We start from the raw sequence: 14,088 nt of genomic DNA, 5'->3' as shown, positions 1-14,088 counted from the left end.
TTTCGCGCGCCGTCAGCGGGGCGGCTCGGCGGGCCGGACGTTCCACGCGGCGACCACCGGCCGCCCGTGCTCCGCGCCCAGCCGGCACACCGTGCTCGTCTCCCCGCGGAGCAGCGCGCCCCGCGACGGCGGCAGACCGAGGCGCCGGGCGGCGAGCACGCGCGGCTCTACTGCCGGTATCCGCTGAGGAAGCGCCCGATCCTGCTGATCGCGGTGTCGAGCACGTCCGCGCGCGGCAGGGTGAGGATGCGGAAGTGGTCCGGGGCGGGCCAGTTGAAGCCCGTGCCCTGGACGACTTGGATCTTCTCCCGGAGCAGGAGGTCCAGGACGAACTTCTCGTCGTCGTGGATGGGGTGCACCTTGGGGTCCAGGCGGGCGAAGGCGTACAGGGCGCCCTGGGGCTTCACGCACGAGACGCCGGGGATCTCGTTCAGCTTCCGCCAGGCCACGTCGCGCTGTTCGTGCAGACGGCCGCCGGGCGCGGTGAGGTCGTGGATGGACTGGCGGCCGCCGAGCGCGGCCTGAATGGCGTACTGCGCGGGCGCGTTGGGGCACAGGCGCATGGAGGCCAGCATGGTCAGGCCCTCCAGGTAGTTCCTGGCGTGCTGCTTCGGTCCCGTCACGACCAGCCACCCGGAGCGGAATCCGGCCACCCGGTGCGTCTTGGACAGCCCGCAGAAGGTGAGGACGACCAGGTCGGGGGCGAGCGCGGCCGTGGAGTGGTGCACCGCGTCGTCGTAGAGGATCTGGTCGTAGATCTCGTCGGCGAAGACCATCAGGCCGTGGCGGCGGGCCAGATCGAGGATGCCCTCCAGGACCTCCTTCGGATAGACCGCGCCGGTGGGGTTATTGGGGTTGATGACGACCACGGCCTTCGTACGGTCCGTGATCTTGGCTGCCATGTCCTCCACGTCGGGATACCAGTCGGCCTGCTCGTCGCAGCGGTAGTGCACCGCCTTGCCGCCGGCCAGCGTGGTGACGGCCGTCCACAGCGGGAAGTCCGGGGTCGGGATGAGGATTTCGTCGCCGTCCTCCACCAGCGCCTGGACGGCCATGGAGACCAGCTCCGAGACGCCGTTGCCGAGGAAGACGTCGTCCACGCCGACCTCAAGGCCCCGCTCCTGGTAGCGCTGGGCCACCGCCCGGCGGGCCGACAGGACGCCGCGCGAGTCGGTGTAGCCGTGCGCCCGCGGCAGCATCCGGATCATGTCCTGGACGATCTCCTCCGGCGCCTCGAAGCCGAAGAGCGCGGGGTTGCCCGTGTTCAGGCGCAGCACGCTGTGGCCCGCCTCCTCCAGTGCGTCGGCGTGCTCGATCACCGGGCCGCGGATCTCGTAACAGACCTCGCTGAGCTTGCTCGACTGCCGGAACTCCATGGTCGCTTCCCCTCCGCTGAGCTGTGTTGCTTGGTTTTACCAAGTGTGAGCTTGGAAAGTCCAACAACATGTCTAGACTGCGTCGCATGTCGCCTCGCCGAAGCTACGACCAGTACTGCTCCGCCGCCCGCGCGCTCGACGCCGTGGGCGACCGCTGGACCCTGCTGATCGTCCGGGAACTGCTGGCCGGTCCGCGTCGCTACACGGACCTGCACGCCGATCTGCCGGGGGTGAGCACCGACGTCCTCGCCTCCCGGCTGAAGGACATGGAGCGCGACGGCCTGACCGCCCGGCGTCGGCTCCCGCCGCCGGGCGCCGCCTTCGTCTACGAACTCACCCCGCGCGGACGGGATCTGCTCCCGGTGCTCCAGGCGCTGGGGGAGTGGGGCGAGGGCGAACTCGGCGAGCCGCGGCCCACGGACGCCGTCCGCGCGCACTGGTTCGCGCTGCCCCTGCTGCGCGCCCTGGAGGGTGAGGGGACCGTCGAAGTCAGCTTGGAGGAAGGCGTGTTCCACGTGTTCGCGGGTGCGCGGAGCGGCCCCGTGTACGGGGACGGCCCGGCGCCGGGCGAGCCCGATGCCCGGCTCGTCCTCGACTCCGCGACCTGCGCGGCCCTCGCCCACGGTGAGGGCGCCCTGGCGGACGCGGTGCGGGGCGGGAGCGCGACGGTCACCGGCGACAGCCCCCTGGCCAAGTCCCTACGGGAGACGTGACGAAAGGCCCGCCCCCAGGGGGACGGACCTTCCGCATGGGGCCGCCCCCTGCGGGACAGACCCTCTTTGACGGGGCGCCCTCCTCCTGGAAGGGCGCCCCTCTGCGGCGGCGATCGGGGACGGCCGCTGCGCGCTCAGGCCCCCGGCGGCACCCGCGACGGGCGGTCCGAGCCGCGGGTCAGCGTGTAGCCGCCGATGCCCGCGAGCGCGGCCAGCACCGCGCCGATCCCGGTCCAGACCCAGCGGTCGGACCACCAGTTCGACGACCAGCCGCCGTCCGGCTCGATGCCGGACAGCACGGCCGACTTCTTCGTGTCGTCACCCGAACCATCGTCCTGCTGCGGTGACTTGACCGCGATGCCGGGGACCAGCGGCTGAGACAGCGAGCCGTCCACCGCCGCCGCGCCGCCGACGTCCTTCGCGTCGGTCCACACCTCGGCGCCTGCCGGCAGGCCCAGGTCGGACGCCCGGAGCCCGACCGCCGTCAGGCGGACGTAGTACGTGCCGGGCAGCGGGTCGTTCGCCCACGGCTCCGACCAGGCGCGCACCGTGCGCAGCACGCAGGTCAGGCCCACCGAGGCGGCGCCTTCGTCGGCGGTGCGGGTCTGGGCGCCGTACTGGCAGGACTGGCGGCGGCGCAGACCGTCGTAGACGTCGATCTGCCAGGTCTGCGCGGCGTGCCGCTGCGGCAGCTTCACCGACGCGTGCACGGTGGGGCGTTGGCCCGCGTCCGCCGCGAACGACCAGTACATGTAGTCGCCCGTGGACCCCGATGCGGTGGCCCGCTGGCCCTGCTCGATCTCCGTCGCCGTACGGAACGACGTGCCCGCCTGCGACGGTGCCGCACCGGCGCCGGACGGGCTCGGGGAGGGGGAGGCGTCGGCGGCGGCGGGGGCCGCGGCGAGGCCGAGCATCAGCAGCGCGGCGCTCAAAGCGCGGATGGTACGCATCAGTTCGTCCTCCAGATCGCGACACGCCAGCGGGACGCCCAGCCCCACACCAGTCCGGCCAGGAAGCCGACCAGCACGAGCACGCCGAGCAGCCACCAGCCGCGGCCCAGACCGAACGCCGCCGGGTCGTGCGCCGCGTCGGGGCCGTTCACCACGTCGACCGTCAGCTCCAGCGGCAGGCCCGGTGAGGTCTTCACGCCGGGCGCCGCCGAGAAGGAGTCGGTCACCTGAAGGCACACCGTCTCGGCGGGCGCGCTGTCGTCGTCGCTCGGCGGGCGCGGGTAACGCAGGCCCGTGGAGACCACGTCGGTGCGGCCGGCGCCCGCCGCCTCGCCGCGCACGATCTCCCGTCCGCGCACGGTCACCGCCCGCAGCAGCACCCCGTAGGCGGGGTTCACGGCCCGGTCGTCCGCGACGCTCACCGAAGTCCGCAGCTCCTGACCGGGTTTGACGTCCACCCGGTACCAGCGCTGCTGCCCGAACTCCGCGCGGTCGGTGTAGAGACCCGACGTGAGCGAGGGGGCCTTGGCGCAGTCGCCCGCGCCCCGCGCGGCCACCGGCGTCACCGTCGGGTCGGCTGCCCGGTGCACCAACTGGTCGACGCGGTCGCTCAGTTGCTCCTTGTGCTGTACGGAGGTGTAGGTGCCGCCGGTGGCGTCCGCGATGCAACTGAGCTGGTCGCGGGTCTTGGCGTCCGGGACCATGCCCAGGGTGTCGATGGTGAGTCCGACGCCCTTGGCCGCGATCTCCCGGGCCACCTCGCACGGGTCCAGCGGCTGGCAGGTGTCCTCGCCGTCGCTGATCAGGACGATCCGGCGGGCGCCGTCGCCGCCCTGGAGGTCGTCTGCCGCCTTCAGCAGCGCGGGTCCGATCGGCGTCCAGCCGGCCGGCGCCAGGGTGGCCACCGCCGTCTTGGCGTCGGTGCGGTTCAGCGGGCCGACGGGGTAGAGCTGCGCGGTGTCCTTGCAGCCCGTCTCGCGGTCGTCGCCGTGGTAGTTCGCGCCCAGGGTGCGGATGCCGAGCCGCACCTCTTCGGGCGTGGCGTCCAGCACCTCGTCGAACGCCTGCTTCGCCGCGGCCATCCGCGACCCGCCGTCTATGTCCCGGGTGCGCATGGAACCGCTGACGTCCAGGACGAGTTCGACCTTCGGTGCGGCCCGGCCGTCGTCCGTCTCGTCGGCGACCGCTCCGGCGGGAACGGCGATCCCGGCCGTCAGGGCGGCGAGCAGAGCACAGACCCCTGCCGCCAGCCGTTGTCTTGTGATCATCGGCGGATCTTATTGATCGAATGCGCCGCGCTCCAAAACGGGCCCGCGGGCAAGGGGGTTGGGCAGCTCCGTCCACTGGTCGCCGGGCGTCGCGGGCGAAAGACGCATCAGGGTCAGCGCCTTGGCGGGGACCGGCGCCTCGCACAGGGCGGTCAGATCCTCCGAGTGCGGCAGCTCGCGCACGACGCTCTCCAGGGCGTCCCGCAGCGCCGCCCCCGATCCGGCCGTGCCGGCCAGCGCGCCCGCCACCAGCGAGCCGAACAGCTTGCGGCGCAGCGCCACTGGATCGTCGGTGAGGTTCCGGGCGGGCAGCTCGGGCGCCGGGACGCCGTGCCGGGCGAGCCGGGCGGGGCTGACCCGGATGTCGGCGAGGTCCCGGTAGACCAGACGCAGCGGCTCGCCCGAGGCCGACAGCACGACCAGCAGGTTCTGCCCGTGCGCCTCCAGGGCCGCGCCCAGCTCCAGCAGCCGCAGCCCCACCCCGAGCGCGAGCCGGGTGAAGCGGGCCAGCCATGCGGGGGAGTCCGGCAGGCCGGCGCCGGGCAGCGCGGCCACCGGCAGCACGTGCTCGCCGGGGGCCGCGTAGAGCGCCGGGGACTCGCGCCACACGGCGGCCAGGTCGGGGGAGTACGCGGTCGCCGCCCCCAGGGTGCGGGTGACGTGCAGCAGCCCGTCCGTGCGGTCCGCCAGCTCCTCCGCGAACGCCGACAGGGCCGCCGACGCCGCCACGGAGGCCACCGAGACGTCCCGGACCGAGGAGGTCAGCCGGGCGCTCAGAGCGGTCTTCACATGCGGGCCGCCGGGCAGCGCCAGCGTCCGCAGCGACATCAGCGGATGCGCGGCGATCACCCGGTCGCCGCCCGGCCGCTTCAGCACGTGCTCCGCCTGCCAGGGGTGCACCGGCACCAGCAGCCGCGCGCCGTCCCGCAGTTCCTTTGGCCACGCCCCGCTCACCAGGCACTCAGCCGCCGGAACCGGCGCCAGGACCAGCTCCACCACCGGACGGTGCTCGGGGGCGTAGGCGAGCTGCTCGGCGACGGAGAAGTCCGGCCGGGAACGGCAGCCCGGGTGGAACGGATGCCCGTCCGCCACCCGCTGCTCCCACTCCCAGTCCCGCGCGGGCCGCTCCCGCGGATCAGCCGGAGACGGCAGGGCGTCCGCCCGGGAGAGCGCCAGCGAGGCGGCGCTGTGCGCGACTTCGGCGGCGAAGGCGGCGCCGTGCGGCACGCCCAGATCGGCCGTCAGGCGGCCCGGATCGGTGTAGTCCCTGCCGTCCAGACGCACAGAGGAGACGTAGCCGGCGGTGGCGTACGGGTCCGCCGCCGGACCGTACAGCCGGCGGCCGTCGCGCAGCCGCACGAGCAGCCCGTCGCGGACCCGCTCCCGGCCGCCGATCCACGGCAGCGGCTCATGCGCCAGCGCCCGCCACAGCCGGGTCAGCACCGACGCCCGCGCGCCCGGCAGCTCCTGTGCGTACCGCGCGACGAGGCCGGGGCGCTCCTCGGCCAACTCCGCGCCGATCTCGGCCTCGGCGCTCGGGGGACGATGCACGTGCGGGCTCCTCGGGTACGAGTCGGGCGCGGGCGGGGCGAGGGCGACGGCGCCACCGTAACGCCCGCAGGACCGACATACTGATCGCTGTCGCACCGTGCGGACGGAGGGCGTGTGGTGAAGTCCCGTCTGCCCGGCGGCGTCTGGCACGCACGCTCGCCGCGTTGTCGGGATCGCCCCGACACGCCCAGTATCGGGGCGGCCTCTCGCCGTGCGTTCGCACGCACCGGACGCCGCCGGGCCCGCCCTGCGGGCGGACGGCGCTGCTTTCACCACACGCCCTAGGGGACGAATGGAACGCGTCGAGCCGAAGACCGCCGACGACGCCGGAGCGCGAGCCGACGCCTACGCGGCCGGGCCGCTGCTGAACTGCCTGATCCGCGAGGTGGCCGAGCCGCGCCCCGACCAGGACGGCCGGCGGGTCTACCGGCTGCCCGGCGGCGGCCGGCTGCTCCGGGTGCGCGCCGGACGGCGCCCCGCCGAGCCCGAGGTGTACGCGGCGGGCGGCTGGCGCCGCGTGGACCACGCCGAACTGGTCAAACTGGTGAGCGACGAGCTGCGGCGGCACACAGGGCGCGCCAACGACGAGCTGCCCGCCGAGATGATCGACAGCCGCGAGACGCTGGCGGCGCTCCTGGCGGCGCGCGACGCGGCGACGGCGCCGGACGACCCCTACCTGCGCTCCGAGCAGTGCCTCGTCACCGGCCACCCCTGCCACCCGGCCCCCAAGGCGCGCGGCGGCGGACCGGCCGCCTCCTGGCTGCCCTACGCGCCCGAGGCGCACGCCCGCTTCCCGCTGGCGCTGCTCGGGGTGCGCGCGGACGCCGTGGTCGAGGAGGGCGACACCTCGGCGCTCGACGCCCTCGGCGAGGCCCCGCCGGGCTACCGGCTGCTCCCGGCGCATCCGTGGCAGCTCGACCTGGCCGCCCCCGCCCTCGCCGCCGCCTTCGCGGACGGCCGCCTGATCCGGCTGGGCGCCACGCGGCACGACGTCCGCCCCACGGCCGCGATCCGCACCGTGCACGCCCCCGCCCCGGGCGGCGACGTCTTCCTGAAGTTCAGCCTGGACGTGCGGATCACCAACGACGTCCGCCGGCTGTGGCGGCACGACCTGCTCAGACTGCGCCGCACGGACGCGGCGGCCGCGGCCGCCGTCGCGGCGGCGGACGGCCCGGCGGCCTGGCTGAGCGACCGCGGCTACCGCACCGCCGCCTTCGCCTTCGAACACCTGGCCGTCGTCGTCCGCGACGGCCTGCGCGAGCACCTGCGGCCCGGCGCGACGGCGCTGCTCGCCGCCGCTCTGGCCGAGGGCTTCGACGGCAACCCGCTGGACGCCCTGTCCGGCCCGGCGGTGTGGTGGCCCGCGTATCTGCGCCAGGTGGCGCCCCCGGCGCTCGGCGCGTTCGCGGACCACGGCGTCGTCCTGGAGGCCCACCTCCAGAACTCCCTGATCGCCGTGGACGCCGACGGCATGCCGGTCCAGGCGCTCTTCCGGGACGCGGAGGGCGTGAAGCTGCTGCCCGAGGTCTCCCGGTCGGCGGGCCTGCTGCCCGAGGTCTCCCGGTCGGCGGGCTGGGAGCGCCTGGTGTACTGCCTGCTCGTCAACCACCTCTGCGAGATCGCGGGGGCGCTCACCGAACGCTTTCCCGCCTACGACCCCTGGCCCGCCGTGCGCGCCGAACTCGCCCGCTGCCCCCTCCCCGAGATCGGCGACCTCCTCACGTCCCCCACCCTGCCCGGCAAGACCAACCTGCTGCTGCGCTGGACCGGGGCGGACGGCGCCGCCGCCCGCTACCTGCCGCTGCCGAATCCGCTGGCCGGGGGATAGCCCGGGGCCGGGCAGGCCCCCCGAGGTGGCCGACACGCCCGGAGCGGCGGCCGGGGATCCGCCGCTCCGCGCTCTCCCGCACGGCGCACGCCTGCCTTCGGCCTCGGTACCGCAGATGTCGTGAGAGCGCTCTCACGCGCGGGTCTTGACGCCGCGGACAGGCGGGGCGGATGGTTCCAGCGGTTCGTGCCGTGTCCATCGGAGTCTCCAACTCCCCACACAGAGGAGCAACTTCATGCACGCAGTTCCCACCCCCGCGGTCGGCGGACCCGCACGCCGCCGGCCCTCCAGGAAGCGGGTGCTGAGCGTCGCGGCCGCCGCGGCGGCGCTCGTCGGCGCCGCGTTCGCCGGGCCCGCGACCGCCCAGGCGTCGGTCCCCTCGCCGCCCGCGGGCTGGACCCAGGTGTGGGCCGACGACTTCAACGGCGCCGCCGGCGCGTCGCCGTCCTCCGGCAAGTGGAAGTTCGACCTCGGCACGGGCTTCGGCACCGGCGAAGTCGAGACCATGACCAAGGACCCCGGCAACGTCTCCCTCGACGGCAGCGGCGACCTGCGGATCACCGCGCGGCGCGACGGGGCCGGCAAGTGGACCTCCGGGCGCATCGAGACCCTGCGCGACGACTTCCGGCCGCCCGCGGGCGGCAAGCTGCGCATCGAGTCCCGTATGCGGCTGCCCGACGTCACCGGCGCCAAGGCGGCCGGATACTGGCCGGCGTTCTGGACGCTGGGCCAGCCGCTGCGCACCGGCGGCGTCTGGCCGAGCGTCGGCGAGTTCGACGTCATGGAGGACGTCAACGGCCAGAACCTCGCCTACGGGACCATGCACTGCGGTGTGAACCCGGGCGGTCCGTGCCACGAGAGCACCGGCCTCGGCGGCAAGACCGCGTGTCCGGGCAGCCCCTGCCCCGGCAACTGGCACACCTACGGCATCGAATGGGACCGCGGCGCCTCTCCCGAGGCCCTGCACTGGTACGTGGACGGCAAGCGGTACTGGTCCGTCAACGCCTCCCAGGTGGACGCGACCACCTGGAAGAACGCGACCCAGCACGGCCTGTTCGTCATCTACGACCTGGCGATGGGCGGCGGCTTCCCCGACGGCGTCGCCGGCTCCACGACCCCCACCGGCGCCACGGAGCCGGGGCACTCGATGCTCGTCGACTACGTCTCGGTGCAGAGCCATAGCTGACCGGTCGCCCCGGACGGCGCCGGCGCGGCGCCCGACCGTGCGCAATGGAATGACTTCCGCGGGCCGTGCCGCCCGAACGCCGTCCGGCGCTCACCCACGGGCACGTCCCTGACGAGTGAAGTCGCGCCTGCCGCCCTCGCGCAGAGGGCGGCAGGCGCGGCAGGGCGGTCAGCCGCTGAAGTGGGCGGGCACGGCGCCGGGCGGGGCGGCGCACGGGTCGAGGCGGACCACGATTCCCTTGGACGTGGGCTGATTGCTGCCCTCGGCGACGCTGCCGAGCGGGACCAGCGGCTGCACCTCCGGGTAGTAGGCGGCCGCGCACCCCCGGGAGGTGGGGTACGGGACGACCTCGAAGCCGTCGACGCGGCGCTCGACGCCGTCGCTCCAGACGCCGACGATGTTCACGTACTGGCCCCGGGTGAAGCCCAGTTCGGTCATGTCGTCGGGGTTGACCATGACGACGTTCCGGCCGCCGTGGATGCCGCGATAGCGGTCGTTGTCGGTGTAGGGGATGGTGTTCCACTGGTCGTGCGAGCGCATGCTCTGCAGGACGAGGTGGCCGGGCGGCGCCGCGGACATGGTCCACTCGTTGCAGGTGAACCTGGCCTTGCCGGTGGCGGTGGCGTAGACGCCTTCGTTGACGGGGTTCGGCAGCTTGATGCCGCTGGGCCGGGCGACGCGCCGGTTGAAGTCGTGGAACCCCGGGATGATGCGGGACACCCGGTCGCGGATGTTCCCGTAGTCCGCCTCGAACTCCCGCCAGGGGACGTCCGTCGTGCCGTCCAGGGTGCGCTCGGCGAGCCGGCACAGGATGGCCACCTCGCTGAGCAGCAGCCGGGACGCGGGGCGGAGCTTGCCGTGCGAGGTCTGCACCTGGCTGGAGGTGTTCTCCACGGTGACGAACTGGACGCCGCCCGCCTGGATGTCGATCTCGGTGCGGCCCAGGCAGGGCAGGATGAGCGCCGTCTCGCCGGTGACGGTGTGCGCCTTGCTGAGCTTGGTGGAGATCTGCGCGGTGAGACGGCACCTGCGCATGGCCGCGTCGGTGACATGGGTGTCGGGCGCGGCGCGGACGAAGTTGCCCGCGAGGGAGAGGAACACCTTGACCTTGCCCTCGCCCATGGCCTCGATGGCCTTCACGGAGTCCACGCCGTGCCGGCGGGGCGGCTTGAAGCCGAACTCGGCCTGGAGGGCGTCCAGGAAGTCGTCGGGCATCTGCTCCCACACGCCCATCGTGCGGTCGCCCTGCACGTTGCTGTGTCCGCGCACCGGGCTGGCGCCGCAGCCGACGCGGCCGAGGTTCCCGCGCAGCAGGAGGAAGTTGACGATCTCGCGGACGGTCGGCACGCCGTGCCGCTGCTGGGTGACGCCCATGGCCCAGCAGACGATGACGCGCTTGGCGCGCAGGACGTAGTCGCGCACCTCCTCGATCTGCTCCCTGGTGAGCTGCGTGGCGGTGAGGATCTCGTCCCAGGAGACGGTACGGGCGTGTTCGGCGAACTCCTCGAAGCCGGAGGTGTGCCCGGCGATGAAGTGGTGGTCGAGCACCGTCCCCGGCGCCGCGTCCTCGGCCTCCAGCAGCAGCCGGTTGACGCCCTGGAACAGCGCGAGGTCGCCGCCGCTGCGGATGTGCAGGAAGAGATCGGCGATCTTGACGCCCTTGCCGATCACCCCCCGGACCTCCTGCGGGTCCTTGAACTGCAGCAGACCGGCCTCGGGCAGCGTGTTCACCGCGATGATCCTGCCGCCGTTGTCCTTGCACCTCTCCAGCGCGGACAACTGGCGCGGGTGGTTGGTCCCCGGGTTCTGCCCGACCAGGAACACCAGGTCGGCCTGGTAGAAGTCCTCCAGCGCGACGGTGCCCTTGCCGGTGCCGAGCGTCTCGTGCAGACCGAGGCCGCTGGTCTCGTGGCACATGTTGCTGCAGTCCGGCAGATTGTTCGTGCCGAAGGCGCGGGCGAGGAGCTGGAACACGAAGGCCGACTCGTTGCTCGCCCGGCCGGAGGTGTAGAAGACGGCCTCGTCCGGGCTGTCCAGCGACTTCAGCTCCTCGGCGAGCATGCCCAGCGCGTCGTGCCAGCTAATCGGCTCGTAGTAGTCGGAGCCGGCCCGCTTGACCATGGGCTCGGTGAGGCGGCCCTGCTGGTTCAGCCACCGGTCGCTCTGCTCGTTCAGCCAGGACACCGCGTGCTCCCGGAAGAAGTCACGGGTGATCCGGCGTCCGGTGGCCTCGTCGTTGATGTGCTTGGCGCCGTTCTCGCAGTACTCGTTCTTGTGGCGGTGGCCGGGCGCCGGGTCGGACCAGGCGCAGCCGGGGCAGTCGGTGCCGCCGACCTGGTTCATGGTCAGCAGCGTCGTCGCGGTGGTGCGCACCGTCGCCTCGTCGAGGGAGTACTCCAGCGCGTGCGCCACCGCCGGCACGCCCGCCGCCCACTTCTTCGGCGGCGTGACGGTCAGCCGGTCGTCAGGCTCGTGCTTCGGCGCCTTCTTCATGGGAAATGCCTCTCGCTCTGCCCCGATGCGAAACGCCCGTGGACCCTCGGCCCGGTATCCCAGCCCGGCCCGTCGTCCGGAGTCAGCCGACGGGCCACTTGGGCACCCGGCTCCGGGGCGGGTCCGGCTCCGAGGGAGTCACCCGTCCGTTGTGGATGGAGTGGCGCCAGGCGCCGCTCGCGTCTCCCAGCCCCTCGATGAACTCCTTGAAATGGACCAGCGCCTCGCGCACGGCCCCGCGCACCCTGTTCCCCGCCCCCGGCACCAGCCCGGCCAGCCCTCGCGGCTCCACGTGCATGCTCACCTCGATCACCGCCCGCTCCGGGCCGGCCGCACGGAAGCACACCTCGCCCCAGTGCCACGGCTCGCGCTCCGCGCCGCGCCAGGCGATCAGCGAGTCGGGCCGCTGCTCCACGATCTCCGCCATGTACTCCTTGCGGAACACGCCGACGCGCACGTTCCAGCAGGTCATCGCGGGACTCACCTGATCGACCCGCCGCACGAGGTGCATGATCCGGGGAAAGCTCTTGAACTGCGTCCACTGGTCGTAGGCCGTACGCACCGGCACCTCGACCTCGATGGACTCCCTGATGCTGGTCATGGTCCACCCGCCTCCAGGCACGGATGCCTCCAGTGTCCTCGGACCGCGCGCGGCGCGCCACGCAGAGCAGGGCGGGGCGGGGTAGAGCGCGATGCTCGACAGCGACCGGGGGTGGACGGGCCCCGTCCGCGTGGCAACCACACGACGCGGTCCGGCATCCGGCAGCCGACCATCGGATCACGCGATCGGATCACACAAGCCGAGCGGCCGCGTCGGGAACAGCCGGTCGGGCCGGCACGGTTGCATCGACGGGGGGACCGGCGCCGCACGGGCGGAGACACGGAGACCGCGAGGTCGCTCGCCCCACCCGGATCCGCCCCACCCGGATCCGCCCCACCCGGATCCGGGCGCCAGGATCGCGGTACGCCCGCCGCGCACTCGGACCAAGACGTATTCCTTCAGGAGGACTGTTTCCATGACTGACCGGCCCTTGACGCTCATGGCAGTACACGCCCACCCCGACGACGAGGCCACCGGAACCGGAGGGGTCCTCGCGCAGTACGCGGCGGAGGGCGTCCGCACGGTTCTCGTGACGTGTACCGACGGCGCCTGCGGTGACGGACCGGGAGGCGTCAAGCCGGGCGATCCCGGGCACGACCCGGCGGCGGTCGCGTCCATGCGCCGTCAAGAACTGGAGGCGAGCTGTGACGTCCTGAAGATCAGCGATCTGGAGACGCTGGACTACGCCGACTCCGGGATGATGGGCTGGCCGAGCAACGACGCCCCCGGCTCCTTCTGGCATACCCCCGTGCAGGAAGGCGCGGCCCGGCTCGCGGAACTCATGCGGCACTACCGGCCTGATGTGGTCGTCACCTACGACGAGAACGGCTTCTACGGCCACCCCGACCACATCCAGGCCCACCGCATCACGATGGCGGCGCTGGAGATGACCGCGCTGACGCCGAAGGTGTACTGGACCACCGTGCCCCGTTCGAAGATGCAGCAGTTCGGCGAGGTCATGCGCGAGTTTCATGAGGACATGCCGGAGCCGGACCCTGCCGAGGCCGCCGCGTTGGCCGAGATCGGCCTCCCCGACGACGAGATCACCACGTGGGTGGACACCACCGCGTTCAGCGGTCAGAAGTTCGACGCGTTGGCCGCGCACGCCAGTCAGGGTGAGAACATCTTCTTCCTCAGACTGGGCAAGGAGAGGTTCGGCGAGCTGATGGGCATGGAGACGTTCGTGCGCGTCCAGGACGCCACCGGCGCGGCCGTACCCGAGAACGACCTCTTCGCCGGACTGCGCTGACCGTCGCCGCAGAGCCGTTCGGGCGCCCCTCGCTCGCGATCACCCTCGGTTACTATGCTCACTTCATGTCGGAGGCCGGGAGTGTCGGAGGCCGGAAGCAAGGGGCGAGCCGCCGTCGACGGACTGCTGGGAGAGCCGGGGAGATCGGCGCGGTGGCCGCACGGGACCGTGGATCGCAAGGTTGACGAGATGGGTGGCCTGGGAAAATGTTGAGGGAGGTCACTGCGACCCGCTACGTCGAGCCGCTGCACTCCGGTGGCTCGGTACCCGGCGTCGTCGAGGCCGACGACCTCGGCACGTATGTCGTGAAGTTGTCCACTTAGGGGCGCTGACCTGCGGTGATGCGGCAATACCCATGGCTGACCTGTGGCGATGGTTCTTTCTGCGCCTTTCATAGGCGCGCCGTCTTATGCGGTCGATCCTCCCCAGGCGCTCCCCAGCAGCCCGGATACTCCCCAGATTCTCCCCAGGAATGTCGACGTCCCTGGCGGCGGCGATAAACGGAATCGCCGCTGCCCGGTACACATTGGGTGACTGAAGTTGCGACTGGGCGAGGCACCGAGCCAGCCCCGTTCTGGTCAGTTGTCCCGGAAGAGACCAGGCACTCGGCTGATCTGCAGGAACGATCGACCACCAGTCGCTGACCTGAGGAAACGACCTTTCGGCTGTTGCACGTTCGTGCCCCTTGATGCAGCTGAAAGTCCCAGAAAAGTCCCAGAGGACTCCCAAGGAGACCAGGCGTTCTTTCCAGGGCATGAAGGCTATGCAGGGCGTCCGGGTTCGCTAGCGAACCTGCGCCCTCGGCCGGTACGGGGACCCGTGCCTGACCGCGGTCGACAGCGGACGCCCGCTCAACTTCCGCCACTTCGACCC

10 protein-coding genes and 1 pseudogene are annotated in these 14,088 nt (G+C 72.6%); 4 read left to right on the top strand and 7 right to left on the bottom strand.

What is annotated here, in order from left to right; translation table 11 throughout:
• Nucleotides 1-12: 12 nt before the first annotated feature.
• Nucleotides 13-162, bottom strand: a pseudogene (locus tag ABZ861_RS19125) (histidine phosphatase family protein); the annotation flags it as partial.
• Between the two features lie 5 nt (nt 163-167).
• Nucleotides 168-1,376: a pyridoxal phosphate-dependent aminotransferase gene (locus ABZ861_RS19120; RefSeq protein WP_361631530.1), complete on the bottom strand. Its 1,209-nt coding sequence runs from the start codon at nt 1,374-1,376 to the stop codon at nt 168-170.
• 86 nt (nt 1,377-1,462) lie between these two features.
• Between ABZ861_RS19120 and ABZ861_RS19115 the strand changes: the two genes are divergently transcribed.
• A complete protein-coding gene (locus tag ABZ861_RS19115; protein ID WP_361631528.1) occupies nt 1,463-2,089 on the top strand; it encodes a winged helix-turn-helix transcriptional regulator in 627 nt (208 codons plus the stop codon).
• 134 nt (nt 2,090-2,223) lie between these two features.
• Here ABZ861_RS19115 and ABZ861_RS19110 read toward each other — a convergent pair whose 3' ends face one another.
• From ABZ861_RS19110 to ABZ861_RS19100, 3 genes are read right to left on the bottom strand one after another with little or no spacing between them, the layout of a single operon-like run.
• Nucleotides 2,224-3,039, bottom strand: coding sequence for a hypothetical protein (locus ABZ861_RS19110; RefSeq protein ID WP_361631526.1), 816 nt, complete (start codon nt 3,037-3,039; stop codon nt 2,224-2,226).
• Nucleotides 3,039-4,307, bottom strand: a complete 1,269-nt coding sequence (locus tag ABZ861_RS19105; RefSeq protein ID WP_361631524.1) for a VWA domain-containing protein — start codon at nt 4,305-4,307, stop codon at nt 3,039-3,041. Before ABZ861_RS19105 ends, ABZ861_RS19110 begins: the two co-directional genes overlap by 1 nt.
• A 9-nt stretch (nt 4,308-4,316) precedes the next feature.
• Nucleotides 4,317-5,858 carry an IucA/IucC family protein gene (locus ABZ861_RS19100; protein WP_361631522.1) on the bottom strand — a complete coding sequence of 514 codons (1,542 nt, stop codon included), beginning with the start codon at nt 5,856-5,858 and terminating at the stop codon, nt 4,317-4,319.
• A 292-nt stretch (nt 5,859-6,150) separates the two neighbouring features.
• Between ABZ861_RS19100 and ABZ861_RS19095 the strand changes: the two genes are divergently transcribed.
• Nucleotides 6,151-7,686: an IucA/IucC family protein gene (locus ABZ861_RS19095; RefSeq protein ID WP_361631520.1), complete on the top strand. Its 1,536-nt coding sequence runs from the start codon at nt 6,151-6,153 to the stop codon at nt 7,684-7,686.
• 235 nt (nt 7,687-7,921) lie between these two features.
• Nucleotides 7,922-8,872 (top strand): glycoside hydrolase family 16 protein, encoded by a 951-nt coding sequence (locus ABZ861_RS19090; protein WP_361631518.1) that lies wholly within the window; start codon nt 7,922-7,924, stop codon nt 8,870-8,872.
• Between the two features lie 168 nt (nt 8,873-9,040).
• Here the strand turns inward: ABZ861_RS19090 and ABZ861_RS19085 are convergent, their stop codons facing one another.
• Complete coding sequence (locus ABZ861_RS19085) at nt 9,041-11,365, bottom strand: FdhF/YdeP family oxidoreductase (protein ID WP_361631516.1); 2,325 nt, start codon at nt 11,363-11,365, stop codon at nt 9,041-9,043.
• Nucleotides 11,366-11,447: 82 nt separating this feature from the next.
• Entirely contained in the window at nt 11,448-11,966 is a 519-nt protein-coding gene (locus ABZ861_RS19080; protein WP_361631514.1) for an SRPBCC family protein, read from the bottom strand.
• A 415-nt stretch (nt 11,967-12,381) separates the two neighbouring features.
• On the opposite strand from ABZ861_RS19080, the gene ABZ861_RS19075 reads away from it, so the two are divergent.
• Nucleotides 12,382-13,215: a PIG-L family deacetylase gene (locus ABZ861_RS19075; RefSeq protein WP_361631512.1), complete on the top strand. Its 834-nt coding sequence runs from the start codon at nt 12,382-12,384 to the stop codon at nt 13,213-13,215.
• Nucleotides 13,216-14,088 lie beyond the last annotated feature (873 nt).

It is taken from the genome of Streptomyces sp. NPDC046985, assembly GCF_040644415.1.
Classification (GTDB): Bacteria; Actinomycetota; Actinomycetes; order Streptomycetales; family Streptomycetaceae; genus Streptomyces.
This window is presented reverse-complemented; position numbering and strand designations above follow the sequence as displayed.

Coding starts and splice junctions, on each gene's coding strand:
- ABZ861_RS19120 (WP_361631530.1), bottom strand. CDS start 1,376: ATGGAGTTCCGGCAGTCGAGCAAGCTCAGCGAGGTCTGTTACGAGATC.
- ABZ861_RS19115 (WP_361631528.1), top strand. CDS start 1,463: ATGTCGCCTCGCCGAAGCTACGACCAGTACTGCTCCGCCGCCCGCGCG.
- ABZ861_RS19110 (WP_361631526.1), bottom strand. CDS start 3,039: ATGCGTACCATCCGCGCTTTGAGCGCCGCGCTGCTGATGCTCGGCCTC.
- ABZ861_RS19105 (WP_361631524.1), bottom strand. CDS start 4,307: ATGATCACAAGACAACGGCTGGCGGCAGGGGTCTGTGCTCTGCTCGCC.
- ABZ861_RS19095 (WP_361631520.1), top strand. CDS start 6,151: ATGGAACGCGTCGAGCCGAAGACCGCCGACGACGCCGGAGCGCGAGCC.
- ABZ861_RS19090 (WP_361631518.1), top strand. CDS start 7,922: ATGCACGCAGTTCCCACCCCCGCGGTCGGCGGACCCGCACGCCGCCGG.
- ABZ861_RS19085 (WP_361631516.1), bottom strand. CDS start 11,365: ATGAAGAAGGCGCCGAAGCACGAGCCTGACGACCGGCTGACCGTCACG.
- ABZ861_RS19080 (WP_361631514.1), bottom strand. CDS start 11,966: ATGACCAGCATCAGGGAGTCCATCGAGGTCGAGGTGCCGGTGCGTACG.
- ABZ861_RS19075 (WP_361631512.1), top strand. CDS start 12,382: ATGACTGACCGGCCCTTGACGCTCATGGCAGTACACGCCCACCCCGAC.